This is a genomic window from Micromonospora sp. WMMD730 (assembly GCF_049178955.1).
Classification (GTDB): Bacteria; Actinomycetota; Actinomycetes; order Mycobacteriales; family Micromonosporaceae; genus Micromonospora; species Micromonospora wenchangensis.
This window is the reverse complement of the sequence record NZ_JBMHML010000002.1, coordinates 5,442,686-5,468,119: the sequence shown is the minus strand read 5'-3', so window position 1 is coordinate 5,468,119 and position 25,434 is coordinate 5,442,686. Positions and strand designations below refer to the sequence as shown.

Below are 25,434 nucleotides of genomic sequence, written 5' to 3'. Positions count from 1 at the left end.
GGCGGGAAGGACAGTGTGCCGTGCACCCAGGGTGCCACGTCAACGATCACAAACACGTATTGGACGGGTCACCATCGCATGTTCTACGCCTGGTGATCAAACCGACACGACGGGTTGACGCGACCGGCTCAGTCCAGGTAGTCCCGGAGGACCTGGGAGCGCGACGGGTGCCGGAGCTTGGACATCGTCTTGGACTCGATCTGCCGGATCCGCTCCCGGGTCACCCCGTAGACCTGACCGATCTCGTCGAGGGTACGCGGCTGGCCGTCGGTCAGGCCGAAACGCAGCCGGACCACCCCCGCCTCCCGCTCGGAGAGCGTCTGCAGGACCTGCTGGAGCTGGTCCTGCAGCAGGGAGAACGAGACGGCGTCGACCGCGACCACGGCCTCCGAGTCCTCGATGAAGTCACCGAGCTGGCTGTCACCCTCGTCACCGATGGTCTGGTCGAGCGAGATCGGCTCCCGAGCGTACTGCTGGATCTCCAGCACCTTCTCGGGTGTGATGTCCATCTCCTTGGCCAGCTCCTCCGGGGTGGGCTCACGGCCCAGGTCCTGGAGCAGCTCGCGCTGGATGCGGCCGAGCTTGTTGATCACCTCGACCATGTGCACCGGGATGCGGATGGTGCGGGCCTGGTCGGCCATCGCCCGGGTGATCGCCTGCCGGATCCACCAGGTGGCGTACGTGGAGAACTTGTAGCCCTTGGTGTAGTCGAACTTCTCGACGGCGCGGATCAGGCCGAGGTTGCCCTCCTGGATCAGGTCGAGGAAGGCCATCCCCCGCCCGGTGTACCGCTTGGCCAGCGAGACGACCAGCCGGAGGTTCGCCTCCAGCAGGTGGTTCTTGGCGCGCTCGCCGTCCCGGGAGATCCAGAGCAGGTCGCGCTGCATGTCGCGGGTCAGCTTCTCCTCGCCGTCGTCGGCGGCACGCAGCCGCTCGGCGGCGTAGAGCCCGGCCTCGATCCGCTTGGCCAGCTCGACCTCCTGCTCGGCGTTGAGCAGCGGAACCTTGCCGATCTGCTTGAGGTAGGCCCGGACCGAGTCGGCGGAGGCGGTGAGTTCGGCGTCCCGACGGGCCTGCTTGAGCGCCTCGGACTCCTCGTCGTCCCACTCGAAGTCGTTGTCGGTGGCGGAGGCGGCGGCGTCGGTCTCGGCGGCCCGGGTCAGCTCGGCCGGCTCCTCCACCACCACGTCCTCGATCTCCGCAGCCAGCTGCTCGGGATCGATCTCGCCCTCGGCGCCCTCGCCCTTGGCCTTCGTGGCGGCCTTGCCGGCCCCGGCGGCGGCCACCGTCGCCTTGGTGGCCCGGGTCGACTTCGTCGCCTTGGCGGCCGGCATGGCGGCCTTCGCGGCCACCCCGGTGGCGGTGGCCGCCTTACGCGGGGCCGCCTTGCGCGGGGCGGGCGCGGTGGCCTCCTCGGCGGCGGGTGCCTGCTTCGGGGCCGGCGCGACCGCCTTCTTGGTGGTCTTGGCGGTGGTGGCCCGCGAGGCCGGTGTGGCCGACCGGGCGGCGGCCACCCGGCGGGGGCGGGTGCTGGCGGAGCCGTCGACCACCACGGTGACGCCCGCCTCGGAGAGCGCCCGCAGGATCTTCTTGGCCTGGGCCGGGGTCACCTCGGCGGATTCGACGGTGCGCGCGAGCTGGGCCGACGTCAACTGACCACCGGCGCTCTGGGCGTGGGCGATCAGGGTGTCGGTGAGCGAGCGAACGTCGGCGCCGGGCTGGCGGGGTTCTGTCACGAATGACCTTCCGGAGGCGAAGAGCGAGCACGGCCGGAGTCGTCCGGCGCAGCGTGGCATGCCGTGCCGTCGACGTCGTTGAGTGGCCCCCGTGTCCCGGGCCGGCTGTGCGGCGGTGGTCCGTGGCGCGTGGGCAGGGTGAATTGTAACCCCGGTTGGCGCGATCATCCTGCGGCGCACGGCAACCGGCCGTCTGTACCACCGGTTCGGCACGGATGTCGACTTTGCGGCCAGCTTATCGACCCGTCCCGCCGGTCGGTCGGTCGACGCCGGAAACCGCCTGTCGCACCGGGTGCGTCCGGCCGCGACGGCGCCTGCCTATGCTGTCCGGACGAGATCGACGACGCGCGGCGGGGCACGCGCCGCGCCGGACGGCGGGGGCGGGACGCGGTCGGCTCCCGACCGGTACGCCCGGTGCGCGCCCGGCGGCCGCGAAGGGGGCAGGGTTCGATGACGGGTTCGACGCCCACCGCGCGGGAACTGCTCGGGATCGCCGTCGAGGTGGCCCGGGAGGCGGCCGACACGGCGGCCCGGATGCGGGCCGAGGGGGTCTCGGTCGCGGCGACCAAGAGCACCGCCACCGACGTCGTCACCGCCGCCGACCGGGCGGTGGAGCGGCAGGTCGTGGCAGCCCTGCGCGCGGCCCGACCGGCCGACGTGGTGTACGGCGAGGAGTACGGCGGCGCCGAGGCCGGCGCGGACGGCGTGCGCTGGATCGTCGACCCGATCGACGGCACGGTGAACTACCTGTACGGGCTGCCGTACTGCGCGGTCTCGCTCGCCGCTGAGGTGGGCGGCCGGGTGGTCGCCGGGGTGGTGCGCAACGTCGCGACCGGCGAGGAGTGGACCGCCACCGCCGGTGGTGGGGCCTGGCGCGACGGCCAGCGGCTGCGCTGTTCCACGGAGACGGAGCTGGGGCAGGCGTTGGTCGCCACCGGGTTCGGCTACGACGCCGGCCGCCGCCGGCACCAGGCCAGGGTGGTCGCCGAGCTGATCGGGGACGTGCGGGACATCCGGCGGATGGGGGCGGCGGCGCTGGACCTGTGCCTGGCCGCCGAGGGGCGGTTGGACGCCTACTACGAGAAGGGGCTGGCCGCCTGGGACCTGGCCGCGGGCGGGCTGGTCGCCGCGGAGGCCGGGCTGCGGGTGACCGGTCTGAACGGTCGTCCGGCCGGCCCCGACCTGGTCATCGCGGCCCCACCGGCGCTCTTCACGCCGCTGCACACCCGGCTGGCCGCGCTGGACGCCTCCGGCGGTCCCTGAACGCTCCCCGGCCGGCCGCCACCCGGCTGCCGGAGCATGGCGCGACAGCCGGGTGGCAGCCGGGGAACGGCGGTGGGGCCGGGCGGTCGCCGGGGGTGGCGGGACCGGTTACTTGTCCTCCACCGGCATCGGGCAGGAGCCCTCCGGTGCGACCGGCGCGCCCAGGTCGCCGAGGGACTGGTTGACCTCGGTGGTGGTGGCCAGCTGCTGGAAGCTGTCGCCCAGCACCACGTCGACCGTGTCGTCCTGGCGCTTGGGGTCGTAGTCGCGTTCGGCGTTGTTGAGGAAGAAGGCGCGCAGCAGGTGCGCCGAGCCGACCCCCTTGGGGCCGAACCGCAGCAGCGCGACGCCGTCGAAGTGCTTGGGGGCGTTGCCCTCCTTCTTGACCTGGAACTTCCGGTTGCGGAAGTCGTCGCCCACGCTGCTGGCCAGGCCCGGCTCGCCGGTGCCGTTCAGGATGTTGATCTTGACATCCTTGTACGTGCGCAGGGACAGGTCGGCCAGCGGCCAGCCCTCGGGGCAGCCCTTGGCGTTGGCACCGCTGCCCTGGGTGTCGCGGACCACGGCGACGATGACGATGACCAGGGCGACGACCGCCAGCAGGCCGACGACAACGAGTGCTCGCACTCGCGCAAAGCTCATCTGGGTGCTCCCCGGACAGTGGGTGGTGGCGGCGAACGTCGGCGTCGGCCGGCGCCGTCGGCCGTCGAGTACGCCGCTGAGGTTAACGGTTGTCCGGCGGACGCGTGGAAACAGTCCGACATGCCGGCGCGCCAACCGGGAACGGGGTACTACTACCCCTATCTTCGTGTCGCCTGAGTCACATTGGGAACATCTTGGGCCGCTGGGGCGTACATGTCTGCCGCGAGGGCGGTATACATGCCTCGCCCGGTAGGGGGTAAGGTACCGCGCTCGTCGGGTCCTGCCCCCGGCGACCTTGATCCAGAGGCCGTCGGGTCGGGCGACCGACACACATTGGTGGCCGGCCAGTGGGAACCGAAACAGCGTCGCCCGGCGTTACAACCGGAAGCGACAACATCGATATGGGAGAGTGAAACCGATGGCCACCGACTACGACGCCCCGCGTCGCGACGAGGTCGACCTCGGCGAGGACAGCCTGGAAGAGCTCAAGGCCCGGCGGGTCGACTCACAGTCGGGCGCCGTGGACGTCGACGAGGCCGAGGTGGCCGAGAGCTTCGAGCTGCCCGGCGCTGACCTGGCCGACGAGGAGCTGACCGTGAAGGTCCTCCCGATGCAGCAGGACGAGTTCCGGTGCGGACGCTGCTTCCTGGTGCACCACCGCAGCCAGTTGGCGGTCGAGCGCAACGGCGACCTGATCTGCCGCGAGTGCGTCTGAGCACCCACCACACCAGCGGCGGCCTCCTTGCGGGGCCGCCGCTGCCCGAGCCGCCGTGCGGGTACGGCGGGTTACTGCTTGACTCGTGGTAGGCGCGTCCACCGGACCGGTGGACACCACGGGAGGGGCAGACGGATGAACGAGCACGGCGGGTCCGATCCGGACGGTCCGAAGTCCGACGTCGGCCCGCCCGTCGTCGTTCCCGGAGACGGGCGGGCCGGCACCGATCCGACCGCCCCGCCCGGCACCGATCCGACGCTGATGGTCGGGGACACCCCGGCCGATGCCGGGGCGGTCACCGCCGCCGGCGACGAGCTGGGTGCCACGGTGGCGGCGCTGACCGCCGACGACATCGCGCCCGCCCGCCGTCGGCAACTGCTCGCCCGGCTGGTCGGGCAGGCCCGGGGCCGGGGGATCGCCGACCTGTTCAAGCCACGGGCGGCGCTGCGCTGGATGACCGACACGGTCGCCGACGTTGCGCCGCACATCCCCGTCCGGGACCTGGCGACGCTGCGGCGGCACTTCCCCGGCCTGGACGACGAGGCGCTCGCCGACCGGCTGGTCCGCAACGCCACCCGGGCCACCGCCGGGGTGGGCGCGGCCGGAGGCGGCGTCGCCGCGGTGGAGTGGGCGGTCGCCCCGACCCTGCTGTCCGCGCCGGTGCTGCTCGCCGCCGAGACGGTGGCCGTGGTGTCGATCGAACTCAAGCTGATCGGCGAGCTGCACGAGATCTACGGCGCACCGCTGCCCACCGGAGGCACCCCCCGGACCATCGCCCTGGTCCAGTCCTGGGCCAGCCAGCGGGGGATCAACCCGATGATGCCGGGTGTCGGGGTGAGCGCGGTGCTCGGCACCGCCGCCCGCAAGGAGCTGCGGGACACGCTGCTCAAGCGATTCGGCCGCAACCTGACCACGCTGGGCCCGTTCCTCACCGGGGCGGCCGTGGCCAGCTACCTCAACCGTCGGGCCACCCGGTCCCTGGCCGACCAGCTCCGCCGCGACCTGCGCAGGCAGCGCCGGGAGCTGCCCGGCGGGCCACCCGCCCTGCCTGCCCCCGGCAAGTCCTGACCCGGCCAGCCCCGACGTCGAACCGCCCCGAACCGACCCCGGCCGACCGGTCCGGGCGGCGCGTCGGGCCTCGCTCAGGCCGTGTCGCGGGCGGCCAGCAGGGCGGCGGCCAGCTCGGTCGGTCGGCGGGAACTCACCACCCAGAACGGGGTGGGGTCGTCCGGATCGTCGAGCACCACCTGCACCGCGCCGCCGATCCAGGGCCGCTGCACCACGAAGGCCAGCGGGTCCGCGCCCACCCCGAGCACCTCGCGCCGGCCACCGGCGTCGAGCGGGACGGCGTCGGCGACGTACCGGACGGGCAGGTGGGCGTCGTCGACCCACAGCTCACCGTCGGCGACCGCGACCCGGACCCGGCCCAGCCACCACAACCCGGCCAGGGTGGCCGGCAGCAGCAGCGCGAAGGGCAGCCAGGCGCGTATCCCGCCGGCGCCCATCCACAGCTCGACCGCGGCGAACCCGGCCAGGGCCACCCCGGCTGCCCAGCACCACCAGGGCAGGCCCAGCCGCTCGGAGTACGCCGGGACGGCCGCGACGTGCGGGGTCGGCGACGACGGGGAAGGCGACAGGCTCACACCTCGAGGGTACGGAACACGACGGGCGGTCGACCCGGCAGGATGGCAGGGCACCCCGTGAACGTCGACGGAAGAGGCAGACCCGTGACCCACGCCGTACCCGTGCCCGTCCGGCAGCTCGATCCGGAGCTGCCGCTGCCCGCGTACGCCCATCCGGGCGACGCCGGTGCCGACCTGGTGGCCGCCGCGGACGTCGAGTTGCCCCCCGGCGGCCGGGCCCTGGTCCCCACCGGCGTGGCGCTGGCCCTGCCGGAGGGCTACGTCGGCCTGGTCCACCCACGCTCCGGGTTGGCCGCCAGGCTCGGCGTGACGGTGCTCAACGCGCCCGGTACGGTCGACGCCGGCTACCGGGGTGAGATCCTGGTCAACCTGATCAACCACGATCGGGACGCACCGGCGAAGATCTCCCGTGGCGATCGCATCGCGCAACTCGTTGTCCAGCGGGTGGAGCGGGCCGATTTCCAGCCGGCGGCGGTGCTGCCCGGGTCCCGACGGGGGACCGGCGGACACGGGTCGACCGGTGGCCACGCCGGGCTCGTGCCCCCGCCCGGTGGCCCGACCCGGGCGGCGGACACCGATCGGGTCGGCGAACGGACGGAAGAGGTGGCAGGGTGAGTGCGAACAGCGGAGGGTGGGCGCAGTGATCTTCTCCCGAAAGCGGGCCGACAACGGGCGGCACGCCCGTGACGAGCGGGCCGGCGGCCCCGACGCGTACGAGACGGCGGGCCCGGCCCGTGGCCCGTACGACGTCGCCGAGGCACCGGACGACGTGCAGCGCCTCGACCTGGGCAGCCTGCACATCCCGGCGGTGCCCGGGGTCGAGGTGCGGGTGCAGGCCGACCCGCAGGGCGTCGTCCAGCAGGTGGTGCTCGTCCACGGGGACAACGCCCTCCAGCTCGGTGTCTTCGCCGCGCCCCGCTCCGAGGGCATCTGGGACGAGGTGCGCGACGAGATCCGGCAGTCGCTGATCGCCGACGGCGCCACCGCCCAGGAGGCCCGGGGCGAGTACGGCGTCGAGCTGCACGCCCGGGTGCGTACCCCGGACGGCCCGACCGACCTGCGCTTCGTCGGCATCGACGGCCCGCGCTGGATGGTCCGGGGCGTCTACCAGGGTGCCGCCGCCACCGACCCGGCCGCGGCCGGTCCGCTCGCCACCTGCCTGGACGGCCTGGTGGTCGACCGGGGGCAGGAGGCGAAGCCGGTGCGCGAGCCACTGCCGCTGCGGCTGCCCCGGGAGATGGCCGACCAGGCCGAGGGCGGCGACGCCGCGACGCCCGCCCCGAACCAGGCCTGACCGACCCGTCCGGGCCGGACCCCGCCGCCTGAGGTGGCCGGGTCCGGCCCGGACCGCTGTCCGCCCCCGGCGACCCGGCCGAGGTCGGCGGCGCGTCCCGGCCACGAGCCGGCGGCGGCGTTCCGGTGGGGCGGCGGCGTTCCGGTGGGGTGCCGACCGGGGGCGGCCGCACCGGAACGACGCAGCGGGGCCGGATCGGCGTACGCTGGCGGCACGGTCCCACCCGGGGCCGGGTGACGCCGGTGCCGACCGGTCAGCGTGGAGAGGGTGACGCGGAGGTCATGTCGACCGACGAGAGCCGGATGTCGCTACGGGGCATCCTGCGCCGGTTCACCGCCAGCGAGGCCGAGATCGAGGCGCAGGAGCTACGCCGGGAGAGCGCCGAGTCCGGTGGCGTGCTGGCCCGGCAGTGCATGCGGGGGCAGGTGGTCTCGGTCGCCGGGCGGCTCCGCACGGTGGTCTACACGCCCCGGACCAACCTGCCCACCCTGGAGGCGGACCTCTACGACGGCAGTGACGTGGTCACCCTGGTCTGGCTGGGTCGACGGCACATCGCCGGCATCGAGCCGGGCCGGCACCTGACCGCCCGGGGCCGGGTGGCCGTCCGGGACGACCGCAAGGTCATCTACAACCCGTACTACGAGCTGGAGTCGCCGAAGTGACGACGGGACAGCCCCCGGCCACCGAGCCGCAGACCACCCCGCCGGACGACGAACGGCTGCCCAGCCTCGCCGAGCAGATGGCCGACCAGCTCGGCGGCTGGCGCGGGCTGGTCGAGTCCAGCATCCCCGTGGTGGTCTTCGTGCTGGCCAACGTGGTCGGCGAGCTACGGCCGGCGGTGATCGCCTCGGTCGGGGTGGCGGTGCTGATCGCGATCGTCCGGCTGGTCCAGCGCCGTCCGGTCCGGCACGCCGTCAACGGGCTGTTCGGCATCGCGGTCGGCGCGGCCATCGCCTGGCGTACCGGGGACGAGCGGGACTTCTACCTCCCGGGCATCCTCTACGGCATCGGCTACGGCATCGCCCTGCTGCTCTCCGCGGTGATCCGGCAGCCCCTGGTCGGGTGGATCTGGTCGGTGCTGGTGGCCAAGGGGCGCTCCGAGTGGCGCGACGACCCCCGGCTGGTGCGTACCTTCACCCAGCTCACCGTGCTCTGGGGGGTGGTCTGGCTGGCCAAGGTCGGGGTGCAGGCCGGGCTCTACCTGGCCCACCAGGACACCGCGCTGGGGGTGGCCCGGCTCGCCCTCGGCTACCCGCCCTACGCGCTGCTGCTGCTGATCACGGTGTGGGTGGTACGCCGGGTGACCCGGGAGTCGGCACCACAGCCGCTGCCCGGCGGCTGACCGCCAGGGCCGGCAACCGGGGCCTCCAGGGCCGGCAGGCAACCGTCCGGCACCCGCCGGGTGGGACGGTCAGCCCGCGCCGCGGGTCCGTTCCACGCTGTCCGGGCCGAGGATCACCCCGCGCACCTCGTCCTCCACCTGGGCGGTGCACACGAAGATCAGTTCGTCGCCGGCCTCGATGGGGTCGTCGGGGCTGGGCACCAGCACCCGCTTGCCGCGCAGGATCGCCACCAGCGCGGCGTCCCGGGGGAGCGGCACGGCGTGGATCGGCTGGCCGACGTAGGGCGCGGTCGGCGGCAGGGTGATCTCCACCAGGTTCGCCTCACCCTGCCGGAAGGTCATCAACCGGACCAGGTCGCCGACGGTGACCGCCTCCTCGACCAGCGCGGCCATCACCCGGGGCTTGCTGACCGCCACGTCGACGCCCCACTGCTCGGTGAACAGCCACTCGTTCTCGGCCCGGTTGACCCGGGCCACCACCCGGGGCACCGCGAACTCGGTCTTGGCCAGCAGGGACACCACCAGGTTGACCTTGTCGTCGCCGGTGGCGGCGACCACCACGTCGCAGCCCGCGACGTTCGCCTCCTCCAGGCTGGCCAGCTCGCAGGCGTCGGCCAGCACCCAGTCGGCGGTCGGCACCCGGTCCGGGCGCAGCATCCGGGGCTGCCGCTCGATCAGCATCACCTGGTGGCCGTTGTCGATCAGCTCCTGGGCGATCGACCGGCCCACGTTGCCGGCGCCCGCGATGGCGATCCGCATGGCTCAGTGCCCTCCTTCGGGCGGCGTGGCGGCCACCGCGGTGACCTGGGCGGCGATGTCGTCGGTGACCATCAGGTAGAGCTGGTCACCCTCCTGCACGACGCTGGACGCGGTGGGCAGCATGCCGATGCCGAAGCGGGTCAGGTACGCCACCCGGGTCCCGGCCGCCTCCTCCAACTGGCGCAGCGGCCGGCCGATCCAGTCCTTGTGCACCGGCACCTCGATGATCGACACGGTGCTGGTCGGGTCCCGGAAGATCTCCACGTTGCCCTCGGGGACCAGGTGGCGCAGCATCCGGTCGGCCGTCCAGCGGACGGTGGCGACGGTGGGGATGCCGAGCCGCTCGTAGACCTGCGCCCGGCGCTGGTCGTAGATCCGGGCGGCGACCCGGGAGACGCCGAACGTCTCGCGGGCCAACCGGGCCGAGATGATGTTGGAGTTGTCGCCACTGGAGACGGCGGCGAAGGCGTCCGCCCGTTCGATGCCCGCCTGGCGCAGCACCTCGCCGTCGAAGCCGGCACCGGTGACGGTGATCCCGGCGAAGTCGGGGCCGAGGCGGCGGAACGCGTCGGCGTCCTGGTCGATCACGGCCACCGAGTGCCCCCGGGACTCCAGGCTCTGGGCCAGCGTCGAGCCGACCCGCCCACAGCCCATGATCACGACGTGCACGGTGTCCCTCCCAAGGTGTGCCCGCCTCCCGGCGACTGTCGTCTGCGAGCCTGCCACGTCCACCCCGACCACGGGGGACCGAACGGTACCGCGCCGGGACCTGGGAAGGGGATCAGGCACCCCCCGGCGACCACGATCCGGTGGTCGTACCCTTAGCGCTTGTGGCCAGTCCCACCTCGCTGCTGAAGCGACTCCTCGTCGGTCGACCGTTCCGGTCGGACCGGCTCCAGCACACCCTCCTGCCCAAGCGCATCGCCCTGCCGGTCTTCGCCTCCGACGCGCTGTCCAGCGTCGCGTACGCCCCGGACGAGATCCTGCTGACCCTCTCCATCGCCGGGGCGTCGGCGTTCCTGTTCTCCCCCTGGATCGCCCTCGCGGTGGTCGTGGTCATGCTGACCGTGGTGGCCAGCTACCGGCAGAACGTGCACGCGTACCCCTCGGGCGGCGGCGACTACGAGGTGGCCACCGTCAACCTGGGTCCCCGGGCGGGGCTGGCGGTGGGCAGCGCGCTGCTGGTCGACTACGTGCTGACCGTCGCCGTGTCGGTCTCCTCCGGGGTGGCCAACCTCGGGTCGGTGGTGCCCTTCGTGGCCAGCCACAAGGTGCTGATCGCGGTGAGCGCGGTGGTGCTGCTGACCGCGATGAACCTGCGCGGGCTGCGCGAGTCCGGCACCGCGTTCGCCATCCCCACGTACGGCTTCGTGATCGTCATCGGCGGGATGATCCTCACCGGGCTGGTCCGGTACTTCATCCTCGGCGACGACCTGCGCGCCCCCAGCGCCGGGCTGGAGATCCAGGCCGAGCACAGCGTGACCGGCTTCGCGCTGATCTTCCTGCTGCTGCGGACCTTCTCCTCCGGCTGCGCCGCGCTGACCGGGGTCGAGGCGATCTCCAACGGGGTGCCGGCGTTCAAGGCCCCGAAGAGCCGCAACGCGGCCACCACCCTGCTGCTGCTCGGCACGATCTCGGTGTCCATGCTGGTCGGCATCATCTGGCTGGCCCGGCTGACCGGCCTGCAGTTCGTCGAGGACCCGAACACCCAGATCCTCTCCGGCCCCGACGGGTACGTGCAGAAGACCGTCACCACCCAGCTCGGCGAGACCGTCTTCGGCGGCGGGTCGGTGCTGCTCTACGTGGTCGCCGGGATGACCGCGCTGATCCTGTTCCTGGCCGCGAACACCGCGTTCAACGGTTTCCCGGTGCTCGGTTCGATCCTCGCCCAGGACCGCTACCTGCCCCGGCAGTTGCACACCCGGGGCGACCGGCTGGCGTTCTCCAACGGCATCGTCTTCCTCGCCGTCTTCGCGATCGTGCTGATCGTCGGTTTCCAGGCCGAGGTGACCCGGCTGATCCAGCTCTACATCGTCGGCGTCTTCGTCTCGTTCACGCTCTCCCAGGCCGGCATGATCCGGCACTGGAACCGGCACCTGCGCACCGAGCGTGACCCGCAGGCCCGCCGGCGGATGTTCCGCTCCCGGGCGATCAACGCGTTCGGCATGGCGATGACCGGCACCGTGCTGGTCATCGTGCTGATCACCAAGTTCCTGCTCGGCGCGTGGATCGCCATCGCCGCGATGGCGGTGATCTACGTGCTGATGCTGGCCATCCGCCGGCACTACGACCGGATCGCCGCCGAGCTGGAACCGACCGAGGTACGCGGGGTGCTGCCCGCCCGCAACCACGCCATCGTGCTGGTCAGCAAGCTGCACCAGCCGACCCTGCGGGCCATCGCGTACGCCCGCGCCACCCGGCCGGACACACTGACCGCCGTGACCGTCAACGTGGACGAGAAGGACACCCGGCAGCTCCAGCAGGAGTGGGAGCGGCGGGAACTGCCGGTGCCGCTGACCGTGGTCGACTCGCCGTACCGGGAGATCACCCGGCCGATCCTGAACTTCGTGGCGAACACCCGCCGGGAGTCCCCCCGCGACGTGGTCACCGTCTTCATCCCCGAGTACGTCGTGGGCCACTGGTGGGAGAACCTGCTGCACAACCAGAGCGCGCTGCGGCTCAAGGGCCGGCTGCTCTTCGAGCCCGGTGTGATGGTGACAAGTGTGCCCTGGCAGTTGGCGTCCACCGCGACCAAGAACCTCGACCGGCTGGACGAGACGCTGAGCCGTACCCCCGCCCGGGGGCCCCGGGTCGCGCCGCGCAGCACCCTGCCGCCGCCCGTCCCGCCGGTGACCGCCCCGTCCGGCGAGCCCGGCCCGTCGACCGGAGACCGCCCGTGACCGCGTACCCCGGCCCCGCCCGTTCCGCGACCACCGACCGCACCGCGCCGGCCGGCACCGCCCGGCCGGACCGGCCGGGCGGCGAGGACCAGCGGCCCGGGTTGGAGGAGGCCGAGCGGGTCGAGTTGACAGTCGACGCGGTCGCCCCCGGCGGGCACTGCGTGGCCCGGGTCGACGGCCAGGTGGTCTTCGTCCGGCACGCGCTGCCCGGGGAACGGGTGGTCGCCGAGGTGACCGAGCTGCACCGGGGGTTCGCCCGCGCCGACGCCGTCGAGATCGTCGAGGCGTCACCGGACCGGGTCGCCCCGCCCTGCCCGTACGCCCGGCCGGGCGGCTGCGGCGGCTGCGACCTGCAACACGTGGCCCCGGCCGCCCAGCTCGACTGGAAGACGGCCGTGGTGCGCGAGCAGCTCAGCCGGCTCGGCGGGCTCACCGACGCCGAGATCGACGCGCTGCGGGTCACCGTCGCGCCGCTGCCCGGCGGCCCGCTGGGCTGGCGGTCCCGGGTCCGTTACGCGGTCGACGCCACCGGCCGGGCCGGGCTGCTCAAGCACCGCTCGCACGAGGTGGTGCCGATCGACCGCTGCCTGATCGCCCACCCGGCGATCCAGACGCTGCCGGTACTCGGGCAGAACTGGCCGGCGGCCGACGCGGTGGCGACGGTCGCCTCCACCGGCGGCGACGTCGTGGTCACCGCCCTCGCCGACGGGACGCCCACCCCGGTCGACCTCCCCGGCGGGCCGGCGACGACCGACCTTCCCGGGGCCCCGGCCGTCGCCCCCGGCGGGCCCACGGCCGGCGACGCCCCGGCGACGGTACGGGAGGTCGCCGCCGGCAGGGACTGGACGGTGCCGGCCGGCGGGTTCTGGCAGGTGCACCCGGCCGCCGCCGACACCCTGGTCGACGCGGTCCTCGACCTGCTCGACCCGCGGCCCGGCGAATCCGTCTGGGACCTGTACGGCGGGGCCGGCCTGTTCGCCGCCGCGCTCGCCGCCCGGGTCGGCCCGGACGCCAGGGTCACCGTGGTCGAGTCCGCCGCCGAGGGGGTCGCCGCCGCCCGGCGTAACCTGGCCGACCTGTCCCGGGTCGAGGTGGTCGCCGCCCGGGTGGAGACCGCGCTGGCCCGCCGCCGGATCATCGGCCCGGTCGACCTGGTGGTGCTCGACCCGCCCCGCACCGGCGCGGGCGCGGCGGTGGTGCGGGACATGATCGCCGCCACCCCCCGGGCGATCGCCTACGTGGCCTGCGACCCGGCCGCCTTCGCCCGGGACGTACGTACCTTCGGCCGGGCCGGTTGGCGGCTCGCGACCCTGCGCGGCTACGACCTGTTCCCGATGACCCAGCACGTCGAACTCGTCGGCCTGTTCCTGCCCCCGGCCCGCTGACTACCCTGGCCCGATGAAGATCGTCGGGCTGATGTCGGGCACCTCGTACGACGGGGTGGACGTGGTCGCCGCCGAGTTCACCACCGCCGGGGACACCCTGCGGATGCGTCCGCTCGGGCACCGGGAGTGCGGCTACGACGCGGAGCTGCGGGAACGGATCGAGGCGGTGCTGCCGCCGCGGCCGACCACGGTCGAGGCGGTCTGCCGGCTCGACAACGCCCTCGGCGCGGTGTTCGCCGACGCCGCCGCGCTCGGCGTCGAGCTGGCCGGCGGGTCGGCCGACCTGGTCGTCTCACCCGGGCAGACCGTCTTCCACTGGGTCGACGGCGGCACCGTGCGGGGCACCCTCCAACTCGGCGCGCCGGCCCGGGTCGCCGCCCGGGTGGGCGTACCCGTGCTGTCGGACCTGCGGTCGGCGGACGTCGCCGCCGGCGGGCAGGGCGCGCCGCTGGTCCCCGCCTTCGACGCCCTGCTGCTCGCCCCGGCCGCCGAGGCCGCCCCGGGTGGGCGGCCCGGCGGCGGGGTACGGGCGGCGCTCAACCTGGGCGGTATCGCCAACCTCACCGTGGTCGCGCCGGACGCCCCCGTGCTCGGCTACGACGTGGGCCCGGCCAACGCCCTGCTCGACGCGGCGGCCCGCCGGTTCCTCGACCGGCCATGCGACGTCGACGGGGCACGCGCGGCGGCCGGCCGGGTGCACCCCGGGCTGCTGGCGCTGCTGCTCGCCGAGCCCTACTACGCGGCGACGCCGCCGAAGTCCACCGGCAAGGAGCTGTTCCACGCCGGCTACCTCGACGACCGGCTGGCGGCGCTCGGGGAACCGGTGGCCCGCGACGACGTGTTCGCCACGCTGACCGAGCTGACCGCCCGGACCGTGGTCGACGCCTGCCGGCGGCACCGGGTGACCGAGCTGGTGGCCGCCGGTGGCGGGGTCCGTAACCCGGCCCTGTGGGGTCGGCTGTCCGCCCTCGGCGACGGCCGGTGGACGCTGCGCACCACCGACGAGCTGGGGGTGCCCGCCCAGGCCCGGGAGGCGTACGCGTTCGCCCTGCTCGGGTGGCTGTCCTGGCACGGTCTGCCGGGCGCGGTGCCCTCGGTGACCGGCGCCCGGCGGGCCGCCGTGCTGGGGTCCTGGACCCCGTCCGGCCCGCCGTACGGGGTGGTCGCGCCGCGACCGCCCCGCCGGCTGGCCGTGCTCCGCTGACCCGGGCCGCCCCGGCGGGCGCACCGGCACCGGTGGCCGTCGCACCGCCGATCAGGGCTCCCACCTGCGGTGATCCACGGCAGGGCTGCGGAGTGTGCGGCGGCCGATAGACTCTCTCGTCATGAGTGTTGACGAGGACACGGCCAACCACGGTCGGCTACTGGGCACCGTCCGTGGTCCGCAGGACGTGAAGCGGATGACCGGCGAACAGCTGGACATCCTCGCCGCCGAGATCCGTGACTTCCTGATCGCCAAGGTGTCCCGCACCGGTGGACACGTCGGCCCCAACCTGGGCGTGGTGGAGCTGACCCTGGCCATGCACCGGGTCTTCGACTCCCCGCGCGACCGGCTCCTGTTCGACACCGGCCACCAGTCGTACGTGCACAAGATCGTCACCGGCCGGCAGGACGGCTTCGACAAGCTCCGCCAGCGCGGTGGCCTCACCGGCTACCCCAGCCAGGCCGAGAGCGAGCACGACCTGATCGAGAACTCGCACGCCTCCACCGCCCTGTCCTACGCCGACGGGCTGGCCAAGGCGTACGCCCTGCGCGGCGAGCAGCGCAGCGTGGTCGCCGTGGTCGGCGACGGGGCACTCACCGGCGGCATGTGCTGGGAGGCGTTGAACAACATCGCCACCGCCGGCAACCGGCTGGTGATCGTGGTCAACGACAACGGCCGCTCCTACTCGCCCACCATCGGCGGCCTGGCCGACCACCTGTCGTCGCTGCGGCTCAACCCCGGCTACGAGAAGGTCCTCGACACGGTCAAGGACGCCCTGGGCAACACCCCGTTCGTCGGCAAGCCGATGTACGAGGTGCTGCACGCGGTCAAGAAGGGCATCAAGGACGCGGTCGCCCCGCAGGCCATGTTCGAGGACCTCGGCATCAAGTACGTCGGCCCGGTCGACGGGCACGACATCGCCGCCGTCGAGTCGGCGCTGCGCGCGGCCAAGAACTTCGGCGGCCCGGTGATCGTGCACGCGGTGACCCGCAAGGGCTACGGCTACCGCCCGGCCGAGGAGGACGAGGCGGACTGCCTGCACGGTCCGGGCGCGTTCGACGTCGAGACCGGCAAGCTGCTCGCCGCCCCGTCGGTGAAGTGGACCCAGGTCTTCGCCGACGAGCTGGTCGCCATCGCCGACGAGCGGCCCGACGTGGTGGGCATCACCGCCGCGATGGCCGAGCCCACCGGCATCGCCACCCTGGCCCGCAAGCACCCCCACCGGGTGTACGACGTGGGTATCGCCGAGCAGCACGCGGCCACCTCCGCGGCCGGCCTGGCGATGGGCGGCCTGCACCCGGTGGTGGCCGTCTACGCGACCTTCCTCAACCGCGCCTTCGACCAGGTCCTGCTGGACGTGGCGATGCACAAGCTGCCGGTGACGTTCGTGCTGGACCGGGCCGGCATCACCGGGCCGGACGGGCCGAGCCACTACGGCATCTGGGACATGTCGGTCTTCGGGGTGGTGCCGGGGCTGCGGATCGCCGCCCCCCGCGACTCCGCCAGCCTCCGCGAGGAGCTGCGCGAGGCGATCGCCGTCGACGACGGTCCCACCATCGTCCGGTTCCCCACCGGCACCGTCGCCGCCGACCTGCCGGCCATCCGCCGGGTCGGCCCGGTCGACGTGCTGGCCGAGTCGGCCCGTACCGACGTGCTGCTGGTGGCGGTGGGCTCCTTCGGGCTGCTCGGGATGGAGGTGGCGTCCCGGCTGGCCGAGCAGGGCTACGGCGTCACCGTGGTCGACCCGCGTTGGGTGCGTCCGGTGCCGGCCGAGCTGGTCGAGCTGGCCGCCGGGCACCGCCTCGTGGTCAGCGTCGAGGACGGCGTCCGCATCGGCGGTGTCGGTGACGCGCTGGGCCAGGCGATGCGCGACGCCGACGTCCGGGTGCCGCTGCGCGACCTGGGCGTACCGGCCGACTGGCACCCGCACGGCACCCGGGCGCAGATCCTGGCCGACCTGCGGCTGACCGCGCAGGACGTGGCCCGCGACGTCACCGGCTGGATCTCCGGCCTGGACGGCGACGCCCCCTCCGTGGAGACGGTCCGCCTCCCGGCCCCCGACACCACCCCCAACTGACCCACCCCGACCCCGCAGGGGCGGTCACGGCACTGCCGTGACCGCCCCTGCCCCGTCTCCCGCGCGCCCTCGGCCTCGGCCCGCCGCCCGCCGCGCGCCCTCGGCCCGCCGCCGCTGACCCCGGTGATCAAGAGGTTTGCGTCACCGGCAGCGGCCACAGTGACGCAAACCTCTTGATCACCGGGGCGATCCGGGGAGCCGGGGCGATCCGGGAATCGGGGAGTCGGGGCGATCCGAGGAGTCGGGGAGGGCGGGGCGGGGTGGGCGGAGGGTCAGCGGCCGCCGGCGGAGCGGTAGTAGGTCTTTTCGGCGGTTGCCAGGCTGAAGGTCTGCCGGGAGGCGGGCATCGGGACGACCACCAGGCCGGGACGTTCCACCAGGCGGGGGGTGCCCGGGGGCACCGACAGGGAGGCGTCCCGGTTGCCCCGCCAGGTCAGCACCACCAGCGGCTGCCCCGGCACCGGCAGCACGTACGTCTGGAGCGGGTTGGACCGGTCGGCGGGGGAGACCACCGGGGTGCCGTCGCCGGCCGGACGGTAGACCACCGCGGTCATCGTCCCCGCGTCGGTCTCCCAGGTGAGCTGCTCCAGGTCGCCGGGGTCGTTCCCGCCACCCAGCGTCATCTCGCCGATGGCCCGGACGGCCACCTTCTCCATCGGCCACGACTCGGGCACCGACCGGGGAGCGTCCCGGTCGCCGATGCGGCGCGGGATGCTGCCGAACGGCCCCTGCTCGTCGGCCAGCACGCAGGTGTCCAACCCGTCGAGGGCCCGCCGGCCGGAGCCGGTGTCGTCGCGGACCAGGGGATACCTCGGGTCGACGGTGGCTGCGCCCAGGTCGAGCAGACGGTCGGCGGCCCGCCCCCGGGGCAGCGACTCGGTGGCCCGCAGGGTGGCCGTCACCGGCACCGCCCGGCAGTCGGGCACCTTCACCGGGCCGGTCAGCCCGTCGGTCAGCATCAGCGCCCGGCCGTCCGGGCCGAGCAGCCGCTCCACCCGGCCGGAGGTCAGGTAGCGCCGGCCGTCCGGCAGGCGCAGCGGGAGGACGTCGGCGTAGACCAGGTAACCCGGGTCGGTGTACTCGCTCGCGCGGGTCACCTCGTACCGGCCGTCACGGCCGGTGAGCTGGAGCAACCATGAGGCGCTCTCCCCGGGCACGTCGGCGGCGACCAGGGCCAGCGGCACACCGTCGACCGCACCCGACCAGAGGATCCCCGACGACGGCAGGTGGACCCGGTCGTCGATCGGGGAGCGCCAGGCGCGGACCGCCTCGGTCACCGCCGCCGTCGCCGCGGCGTCCCCGGCGAGCGCTCCGCGCGGCGGCCACACCGCACGGGTGCCGTCCAGGCTGTCGTAGCCGACCCGCAGCTCGTGGACCTGACGCGAGGTGACCGGGCCGCACGCCGGGGCCACCAGCAGCAGGGCGAGCAGCGCGGCGACCGTCGTGCCGCGACGGCGAACCGAAGCCATCCCTACGCCCCCGATCGCGTCACCGTCGTTGTCGGAAGCCCACATGGTACGCAACGCCCGGTGACGCCCCACAGCCGTGTCCCGATGGCCACAAGGGACACCACAGTGAATTTCGGGCTTTTTCCCGGCTCCGGTAGACTCCGCCGACTGTGACGTCTGCCGAGCCCCGTGGCGCCTCCGCACCGGCCCCCGACGACTCCGGGGGCTCCGCCCGCGGCACGACGGCCACCGCGACCGCGCCCCCACCCGTGACCCGTCCCACCCCTGCCGACCTGCGCCTCACCGACGTGCCGGCACCCGTGGACCGGACGGTCGAGGCGCCGCCGGTCGACGCGCCGCCGGTGGGAGCGGCACCCGACGGGGCGGCCACGGCACCGGACGGCGACGGCGACGGTGCGGCGGCGGTGGTCGTACCGGAGCGGGGGGCTGCGGACACGGACGGTGACGGCGCGACGCCGGCCGCGTGGTGGCGGCGCTGGCGCTGGACCGCCCGCCGCAAGGACCTGGTGGTGTACGGCATCTTCCTGCTCGTCGCGCTCTGGGTGACCAGCCGGATCTGGGCCGACCCGGCGGGCCGGGTGGCCTCGCTCTACAGCAGCGACCCGGCGCAGGTGCAGTTCTTCCTCGCCCACTCGGTGCGGGTGGTGCTGCACGGGGAGTTCCCGTTCTACACCGACCAGTTCAACTTCCCCGACGGCGTCAACCTGATGGCCAACACGGCGGTGCTGGCGCTGGGCATCCCGATGGTGCCGGTCACCCTGCTGTTCGGGCCGGCGGTGTCCTTCGTGGTGCTGGTCACCCTCGGCCTCGCCGGCACCGCCGCGGCCTGGTACCACGTGCTGTCCCGGCACCTGGTGCGGCGGCGGTTCGCCGCGGCGGTCGGCGGCTGGTTCTGCGGGTTCTCCCCGGCGATGCTCTCGCACGCCAACTGGCACCCCAACATCATCAGCCAGTTCCTGCTGCCGTTCATCGTGTGGCGGGTGATGGTGCTGACCCGTTCCACCCGGCCGGTACGCGACGGGCTGCTGCTCGCCGTGCTGGTCACCGGGCAGGCGTTCATCAACGAGGAGATCCTGCTCTTCACCGCCCTGGCCTGCGGCATCTTCCTGATCGCCATGGTGGCCCAACGCCCGGCGCTCTGGTCGGCGGCGTGGCGGCCCCTGGCCAAGGGGGTGGCCGCGTGCGCGGTGCTGGCCGGGGCGCTGCTGGCGTACCCGCTCTACATCCAGTTCGCGGGGCCGATGGCGTACCACGGGCTCAGCGACGCGGTGCAGGACTACGGCAACGACATCGCCGCCTTCTTCGCCCCCGGCTCACCCACCTTCGGCGGCAACGAACGGGCCAACGTCAACCTGGCCCCGAACTACTCCGAGGAGAACGCCTTCTTCGGCTGGAGCCTGTCGCTGATCGCCGTCGGCATCGTGCTCTGGCTGCGCCGCGAACGCCTCGTCCGGGCGCTCGCCGTCACCGGCGCGTTCTTCGCGCTGCTCTCCCTCGGCGAGCGGATCTCCTGGTGGGGGCGGGACCTGGTCACCGGGCCGTGGGAGCTGCTGGTGCGGCTGCCGCTGCTGGACGCGGTGGTGCCCACCCGGTTCGCCCTGATCACCTCCGTGGTGATCGGCATGCTGCTGGCGCTGGCGGTGCAGCGGGCCTGGACGCTGCGCGGCGCGCAGTGGCGGCACGCCAAGACCGTCACGGTGGCCGCCCTGGTGCTGGCGCTGCTGCCGATCGTGCCGATGCCGCTGAAGGTGACCTCCCGCCCGCCGGTGCCGGACTTCATCACCGCCGACCGCTGGCGGGAGTACGTGGGCCCCGGGCAGACCCTGGTGCCGGTGCCCGTGCCCAGCATGGGCAACACCCACGGGATGCGCTGGGCGGCGGCCACCAACCTGGACTTCAAGATCCCGGGGGGCTACTTCCTTGCCCCGCGCAACGGCAACACCGGCGACCCGGGCCGGTTCGGTGGGCGGCCCAGCGGCATCGGGCAGCTCCTCGACGAGGTCGCCACCACCGGGCGGACGACCAAGCTGGACGACCGGCAGCGCCGCCGCAGCCTGGACGAGCTGCGGCACTGGAACGCCGCCGTGCTGGTGCTGCCGCTGCGCCAGCACAACGCGGAGCCGCTGCGCCGCACCGTCGAGCAGCTTGTCGGCCCCGCTCGCCGGGAACTCGACGTGTGGGTGTGGGACGTCCGGCCGCTGTCCGCCCGCACCGCCTGACCGTTGCGGTCCGGCCCGACCGGACCACGGCCCGGCCGGGCCGGGCTGCGCGTCGGGCCGGGCTGCGCGTCGGGCCGGGCTGCGCGCCGGGCCGGGCTGCGCGCCGGGCCGGGCTGCGCGCCGGGCCGGGCTGCGCGCCGGGCCGGGCTGCGCGCCGGGCCGGGCTGCGCGCCGGGCCGGGCCGGGCTGCGCGTCGGGTCCGGCGGGTCAGTCGACCAGGGGGCGGACGTCCCAGAGCCAGACGTCGTCGACCCGCTGCGCCGGGCCGAGCAGGCCGGTCATCAGGTCCCGCAGCACCGCCTCGCGCGGGTGGGCCCCCAGCACCACCACCGACGCCCGCCAGAACCGCAGGTCCTCCACCGCCTGCCGGCGGTTCTCCCCGGTCAGCTCGGGCACCGTGCCGGCGTCGATGGTGGCGTAGATCAGGGTGCTGGTGGGTCGGTTCGGCGCGCCGAAGACGCCCTCGCCCAGCTCGTTGGGGCCGATGAAGTAGCCCCCCGGCACCGGGAACTCGTGCCCGGTCAGCGCGCTCCAGCGCAGCGTGGACAGGCCGTGCACGTTGCTCGGGATCGGCACCGGGACCAGGGTGCGCCCCTGCGGCACGTACGGCCGCCAGCCGCCGGCGGTGATGAAGTGCGGCGGCAGGTCGATGTGCTGCGCGGGCAACGGACGGGGGAACAGCGGCAGCACCGCCAGCGCGATCGCCGCGTACCCGACCGGCCGGACCCACCGGCGGCGGGCCGGCGCGGCCTTCCCGGCGCTGTCGGCGGCGGTGGCGTCGTCGGCGGCGGCGCGCGGCGTCGGCACCCGGGACCGGCCGTGGCCGCCGACCGCGTCCCAGGCCAGCGCGAGCAGGACGCCGACCGCGCCGGTCACCACCAGGGTCAGCCGGGTCGGCATCATCATCTCGACCAGCGGCAGGTCGTCCGGGATGTACGCCCACGGGCCGTCCACGGTGGTCTCCACCCCGTTGAACCGGACCTTGGGGCCGATCGCCGCGACGGTGAAGACCACCACCAGCACCCCGGCGATCCGGGCGGCCAGCGACCGCCGCCAGAGCAGCACCAGCGCGGCCAGCGCGACCAGCACCAGCGGCCAGCCGAACCAGGTGTTCTGCTCGGTCAGGCCGATGGTCTTCTCGACCGCCTCGTCCCCGGCCACCGTGTCCCGGGCGAAGGTGACGAAGGCCATCAGGTCCTCGCCCCAGTTGTGGAACACCCCGCCCTGCAGGCCCCGGTAGGACTGCGGCCCGTTGAACTGGTACCAGATCGGGTACGCGGTGAGCAGCAGCGCCAGCCCGCCGCCGACCCCGAGCGTGGCCAGGAAGCCGCCGGCCCGCGCGCGGGCCTCGCGGGGCCGCTGCACCACGTACGCCGCCACCGCCACCAGGCAGGCCAGCGCGGTCAGCAGCAGCATCTCCTCGTTGATGAAGACCTGGTACGCCACCAGCAGCCCCAGCACCAGCCCGTCGCGCCGCCACCGACCGGGCCGGCCCAGCAGCAGCACCCGGGTCACGATCACCGGCAGCAGGAAGTTGGAGACGAAGTTGGGCTGCCCGTTGGCGTGGTGCACGATGCCGGGGGCGAAACCGAGGAACGCGCCGCCGACGAACGCGCCGGCCCGCGAGCGCACCAGGTGCCGGGAGAGCATCCAGTACGAGGTGGCCGCCGTCGCGGCGAGCGCCCCGCCCAGGTAGAGCGCGTACGTCACCTGCGGGCCGAACAGCCACGTGACCGGGGCCAGCGGGATGGTCATGCCCAGCAGCGAGGTGTTCGCCATCATGTTCACCCCGTCCGGGGCGTTCTGCCGGGCGCTGAACAGCGGGTTCTCCAGGTGCCGCACCGAGTACGCGCCATGGGTGAACAGCCACTCGAACCAGCTGTGGTCGGTCGGCAGGTGGGACGACACCCGGTGCTGCACGTCCACCCAGTAGTTCAGGCACACGAGAACGCCGATCAGCGCATAGGCTCCGATGGCGAGCACGTCGGCCCGGCCCGGCCGTCGGCGGGGCCGCCCCGGTGGGTCGGTCGCGTCGGGCTCGACCGCGTCGCGCGCGGACGTCGGGTTCAACGAGGGATCTACCACCGGCACGGCCACGACGGGCCATCGTACAGGCGACGACCGGTCGCTCCGGTGACCCGGTGCGTGGCGCTGCGCGTCCGCCGGCGGGCGGTCGGCGGGGCATGGCGGTCGAAAGAGGGTGCGCGTGACGGTCATCGATCTGGGTGAACTCCGCGACGATCCGCTGCCACCGCCGTCCGGTCCCGCGCCCCGGGCCGTCGGCCGGCCACTACGGCTGGCGGTGGTGCTGGCGCTCACCCTGCTGGCGTCGACCGCCGCCGCGCCGGTGGCGGAGCGGGTGGCGGCCGTGGTCCCCGCCCCGCTCGGCACGGTGGCGCTGCTCTACGACGGGGAGGTCTTCCTGCTCGAACCCAGCGGCACCGCCGCCGCCCCCGGCTGGTTGAGTGCCTGGACCGTCCCCACCTCCGCCGGGGCACGGCCGGTACGCCGGTGGCGGATGCCGGTGCCGGTGGTCAGCGGGTCCGCGCAGCTGCGCCGGCACGCCGACCTGCTGCTGCTCACCGGCTCCTCCGGCCGGCTGGACGGGGAGTACCGGACGTTCGCCCACGACCGGGACACCGGCCGGGTGCGGTGGCAGCGGACCGGGTCGGGCCGGTCCGCCGGCCCCGACCTGCTCTTCGAGGACGGCGCGGACGGGCGCATGACGATCAACTCCGTCGATCCGAGCACCGGGCGGGACCGTTGGTCGATGCCGGTTCCGTCCGGGATGGTCCTGTTCAGTCCTGCGGCCGACGGGGTGGACCGGATCGTGACGGTGCGCCCGGACGGCCCGGCCGAGGTCTGGGACGCCCGACGCGGGGTACGCCTGCACACCGCACCGCTCGACCACGAGGGAACGCCGTCGAACACCGGGTTCGACGTCGTCGGTGACCTGCTGCTCGCCTTCGCGGGGAACTCCGGCCGACTCACCGGGTTCGACCTCGACGGGCTGGACCGCCGATGGGAGGTGCCGTTGACGACGCCGGTGTTCTTCGTCGCGTGTGGACCGTTGCTCTGCGCGCAGGGCGAGGCCGGCGGGGTGCGGGCGCTGGACCCGGCGACCGGCCGGACGGTGTGGCGCGACAACCGGTGGCGGCTCTCCGGGACCGAACGCGGCGGCCGGATGCTGGCGAGCGCCCTGGGCCGGGGCATCTGGCACCCGATGGTGGTGCTCGACGTCGCCTCCGGGCGGGTCGCCGCCGAACTGGACGTCTGGCATCTCGCCGCGTCGAACAGCCCCGACGGGCCGGTGATCGGGTTACGCCCGGCCGGCGAGGGCCGAATGCTGGTCGCCGAGCTGGACGTGGCCGCCGCACGGGCCCGGGTGCGCGACGTGCTGCCGGCCGTCTCCGGCGACTGTCAGAGCGACGCGCAGCTTCTGCTGTGCCGGCTGACGGACGGCAGGTTCGGGGTCTGGCGGGTGCCCCGGTGACGGTGATCGACCTGGGTGAGGTCGGTCACCACGACGAGCCGCCGCCCCCGCCGGCCCGCCGACCCCGGGGCCGGCGGTCGGCCGGCCACCCGGCGACCGTCGCCCTGACCGCGTTGCTCCTGTTGCTCACCCTGGCCGGCGCGGCACCCGGGCCGCCCCGGTTGACCCCGGTGCCCGTGCCGGACGTGCCGGAGCCCAGCCACCTGATCGTCGGGGGCCTGCTGGTGCTCGCCTACCCGTCGGCGCTGTCCCCGGCCGGCAGCCGGCAGCTCACCGCGATCGACCTGGCCGACGGGCGGGTCCGCTGGGAGACGTCGCTGTCGCCCCGGCACCAACTGGTGGTGCTGGAGGGGGTCGGCGACGACGTGGTGGTCACCACCGACCCCGGCGGCGAACCGGTCTCCATGGTGCTCGACCACGTCGACGGGCGGGCCCGGTGGCGCCAGCCCGGGGTGGCGGTGCCGACCGCCGACGGCGGGCTGCTGCTGGAGGACCTGCACGTCGACCGGGTGGCGGTACGCGGGGTCGAGCCGGCGACCGGCGCGGCCCGCTGGACGGTCACCGCCGGGGCGGCCACCGTCGGCTACCGGCCGGGGGAGCGCGGCGTCGCGGAACTCGTCGTGGTGACCAGCGCCGGCCGGGCCGAGGCGTACGACGTCGACACCGGCGTTCTTCGGCTCGCGTTCCCGGTGCCGCCCGCCCGCAGCGACCATCACCACGTGGCCCAACCGACCGGTGACCTGCTGCTGGTCGACGGGGAACCGGGCCGGCTGGCCGGCTACGACCTGGCGTCCGGCCGGCGACGGTGGGACACGCCGGTGCCGACGCCGGACGGCTGGTCCGTCCGGTCCTGCGGCGACGCCGTCTGCCTGGGGGAGCCGTTCGGGACCCGGGTGCTCGATCCGCTGACCGGCCGGGTGCGCTGGACCTCCGACTGGTGGGCCCCGGTCGCGTCGGTCGCCGGCCGGATGGTCGGGGTCAGCGCCGACGGGCAGCAGGGGCTGGCCCTGCTCGACGCGGCGACCGGTCGGTCCGTGGCCGAGCTGGGCCGGTGGGAGTTGGTCCACCAGTGGCCGCCCACCGACGCGCTGCTGGTCGTCCGGCCGGTCGGCGGCGGCCGGCAGATGGTGGCCGAGCTGGACCCGACCGACGGCACGCTGCGGGTCCGGGACGTGCTGCCCGGCCGGTGGGAGGCCTGTTCACGGACCCAGGGGGTGCTGGTCTGCTGGCGGCAACGCAACAGCATCGGTGTGTGGCGGATGCCGGACTGACGGTGTCGGGGGGCCCACCTGC

21 protein-coding genes are annotated in these 25,434 nt (G+C 74.3%); 14 read left to right on the top strand and 7 right to left on the bottom strand.

The window, feature by feature from the left end:
* Nucleotides 1-128 precede the first annotated feature (128 nt).
* A complete protein-coding gene (locus tag ACN265_RS23110) occupies nt 129-1,736 on the bottom strand; it encodes an RNA polymerase sigma factor (RefSeq protein WP_421409462.1) in 1,608 nt (535 codons plus the stop codon).
* Nucleotides 1,737-2,186: 450 nt separating this feature from the next.
* On the opposite strand from ACN265_RS23110, the gene ACN265_RS23105 reads away from it, so the two are divergent.
* Nucleotides 2,187-2,999: an inositol monophosphatase family protein gene (locus ACN265_RS23105; RefSeq protein ID WP_421409459.1), complete on the top strand. Its 813-nt coding sequence runs from the start codon at nt 2,187-2,189 to the stop codon at nt 2,997-2,999.
* Nucleotides 3,000-3,107: 108 nt separating this feature from the next.
* Here the strand turns inward: ACN265_RS23105 and ACN265_RS23100 are convergent, their stop codons facing one another.
* Nucleotides 3,108-3,626, bottom strand: coding sequence for a LytR C-terminal domain-containing protein (locus ACN265_RS23100; RefSeq protein ID WP_204923979.1), 519 nt, complete (start codon nt 3,624-3,626; stop codon nt 3,108-3,110).
* A 433-nt stretch (nt 3,627-4,059) separates the two neighbouring features.
* Between ACN265_RS23100 and ACN265_RS23095 the strand changes: the two genes are divergently transcribed.
* Nucleotides 4,060-4,356: a DUF4193 domain-containing protein gene (locus ACN265_RS23095; protein ID WP_067315205.1), complete on the top strand. Its 297-nt coding sequence runs from the start codon at nt 4,060-4,062 to the stop codon at nt 4,354-4,356.
* Between the two features lie 261 nt (nt 4,357-4,617).
* Nucleotides 4,618-5,424, top strand: a complete 807-nt coding sequence (locus ACN265_RS23090) for a hypothetical protein (RefSeq protein ID WP_421411597.1) — start codon at nt 4,618-4,620, stop codon at nt 5,422-5,424.
* Nucleotides 5,425-5,498: 74 nt separating this feature from the next.
* On the opposite strand, the gene ACN265_RS23085 is transcribed toward ACN265_RS23090, so the two are convergent.
* Nucleotides 5,499-5,999 (bottom strand): DUF3093 domain-containing protein, encoded by a 501-nt coding sequence (locus ACN265_RS23085; protein ID WP_421409456.1) that lies wholly within the window; start codon nt 5,997-5,999, stop codon nt 5,499-5,501.
* An 84-nt stretch (nt 6,000-6,083) separates the two neighbouring features.
* Here ACN265_RS23085 and dut point away from each other — a divergent pair, with 84 nt between their 5' ends.
* The 4 genes from dut to ACN265_RS23065 all read left to right on the top strand — a co-directional run bounded on the left by dut (nt 6,084) and on the right by ACN265_RS23065 (nt 8,635).
* Entirely contained in the window at nt 6,084-6,614 is a 531-nt protein-coding gene (dut, locus tag ACN265_RS23080) for a dUTP diphosphatase (RefSeq protein ID WP_307826084.1), read from the top strand.
* A gap of 25 nt (nt 6,615-6,639) precedes the next feature.
* On the top strand, nt 6,640-7,293 hold the full coding sequence (locus ACN265_RS23075; protein WP_421409454.1) for a DUF3710 domain-containing protein: 654 nt from the start codon (nt 6,640-6,642) through the stop codon (nt 7,291-7,293).
* Nucleotides 7,294-7,574: 281 nt separating this feature from the next.
* Nucleotides 7,575-7,955 carry an OB-fold nucleic acid binding domain-containing protein gene (locus ACN265_RS23070; RefSeq protein ID WP_088646422.1) on the top strand — a complete coding sequence of 127 codons (381 nt, stop codon included), beginning with the start codon at nt 7,575-7,577 and terminating at the stop codon, nt 7,953-7,955.
* The gene (locus ACN265_RS23065; protein WP_204923982.1) at nt 7,952-8,635 is read left to right on the top strand and encodes a DUF3159 domain-containing protein; all 684 of its coding nucleotides are present in this window, start codon (nt 7,952-7,954) and stop codon (nt 8,633-8,635) included. The genes ACN265_RS23070 and ACN265_RS23065 overlap by 4 nt, the downstream gene beginning before the upstream one ends.
* A gap of 69 nt (nt 8,636-8,704) precedes the next feature.
* Here ACN265_RS23065 and ACN265_RS23060 read toward each other — a convergent pair whose 3' ends face one another.
* Entirely contained in the window at nt 8,705-9,394 is a 690-nt protein-coding gene (locus tag ACN265_RS23060) for a potassium channel family protein (protein WP_204923983.1), read from the bottom strand.
* 3 nt (nt 9,395-9,397) lie between these two features.
* Nucleotides 9,398-10,063 carry a potassium channel family protein gene (locus tag ACN265_RS23055; protein ID WP_204923984.1) on the bottom strand — a complete coding sequence of 222 codons (666 nt, stop codon included), beginning with the start codon at nt 10,061-10,063 and terminating at the stop codon, nt 9,398-9,400.
* A gap of 161 nt (nt 10,064-10,224) precedes the next feature.
* On the opposite strand from ACN265_RS23055, the gene ACN265_RS23050 reads away from it, so the two are divergent.
* From ACN265_RS23050 to dxs, 4 genes are all read left to right on the top strand, one after another.
* The gene (locus tag ACN265_RS23050) at nt 10,225-12,294 is read left to right on the top strand and encodes an APC family permease (RefSeq protein WP_204923985.1); all 2,070 of its coding nucleotides are present in this window, start codon (nt 10,225-10,227) and stop codon (nt 12,292-12,294) included.
* Nucleotides 12,295-12,395: 101 nt separating this feature from the next.
* The gene (locus ACN265_RS23045; RefSeq protein ID WP_421411595.1) at nt 12,396-13,679 is read left to right on the top strand and encodes a class I SAM-dependent RNA methyltransferase; all 1,284 of its coding nucleotides are present in this window, start codon (nt 12,396-12,398) and stop codon (nt 13,677-13,679) included.
* Nucleotides 13,680-13,692: 13 nt separating this feature from the next.
* Nucleotides 13,693-14,883 carry an anhydro-N-acetylmuramic acid kinase gene (locus ACN265_RS23040; RefSeq protein ID WP_421409450.1) on the top strand — a complete coding sequence of 397 codons (1,191 nt, stop codon included), beginning with the start codon at nt 13,693-13,695 and terminating at the stop codon, nt 14,881-14,883.
* Nucleotides 14,884-15,004: 121 nt separating this feature from the next.
* Nucleotides 15,005-16,960, top strand: a complete 1,956-nt coding sequence (dxs, locus tag ACN265_RS23035) for a 1-deoxy-D-xylulose-5-phosphate synthase (protein ID WP_421409448.1) — start codon at nt 15,005-15,007, stop codon at nt 16,958-16,960.
* Nucleotides 16,961-17,232: 272 nt separating this feature from the next.
* On the opposite strand, the gene ACN265_RS23030 is transcribed toward dxs, so the two are convergent.
* The gene (locus ACN265_RS23030) at nt 17,233-18,429 is read right to left on the bottom strand and encodes a hypothetical protein (protein WP_421409447.1); all 1,197 of its coding nucleotides are present in this window, start codon (nt 18,427-18,429) and stop codon (nt 17,233-17,235) included.
* Between the two features lie 299 nt (nt 18,430-18,728).
* Between ACN265_RS23030 and ACN265_RS23025 the strand changes: the two genes are divergently transcribed.
* Nucleotides 18,729-20,648 (top strand): hypothetical protein, encoded by a 1,920-nt coding sequence (locus ACN265_RS23025; protein ID WP_421411594.1) that lies wholly within the window; start codon nt 18,729-18,731, stop codon nt 20,646-20,648.
* 207 nt (nt 20,649-20,855) lie between these two features.
* Here ACN265_RS23025 and ACN265_RS23020 read toward each other — a convergent pair whose 3' ends face one another.
* Nucleotides 20,856-22,733, bottom strand: a complete 1,878-nt coding sequence (locus tag ACN265_RS23020; RefSeq protein WP_421411592.1) for a hypothetical protein — start codon at nt 22,731-22,733, stop codon at nt 20,856-20,858.
* A 121-nt stretch (nt 22,734-22,854) separates the two neighbouring features.
* Between ACN265_RS23020 and ACN265_RS23015 the strand changes: the two genes are divergently transcribed.
* Together ACN265_RS23015 and ACN265_RS23010 are read left to right on the top strand one after the other, a co-directional pair.
* Nucleotides 22,855-24,141, top strand: a complete 1,287-nt coding sequence (locus ACN265_RS23015) for a PQQ-binding-like beta-propeller repeat protein (protein WP_421409444.1) — start codon at nt 22,855-22,857, stop codon at nt 24,139-24,141.
* Complete coding sequence (locus tag ACN265_RS23010; RefSeq protein WP_421409443.1) at nt 24,138-25,412, top strand: PQQ-binding-like beta-propeller repeat protein; 1,275 nt, start codon at nt 24,138-24,140, stop codon at nt 25,410-25,412. The genes ACN265_RS23015 and ACN265_RS23010 overlap by 4 nt, the downstream gene beginning before the upstream one ends.
* Nucleotides 25,413-25,434 lie beyond the last annotated feature (22 nt).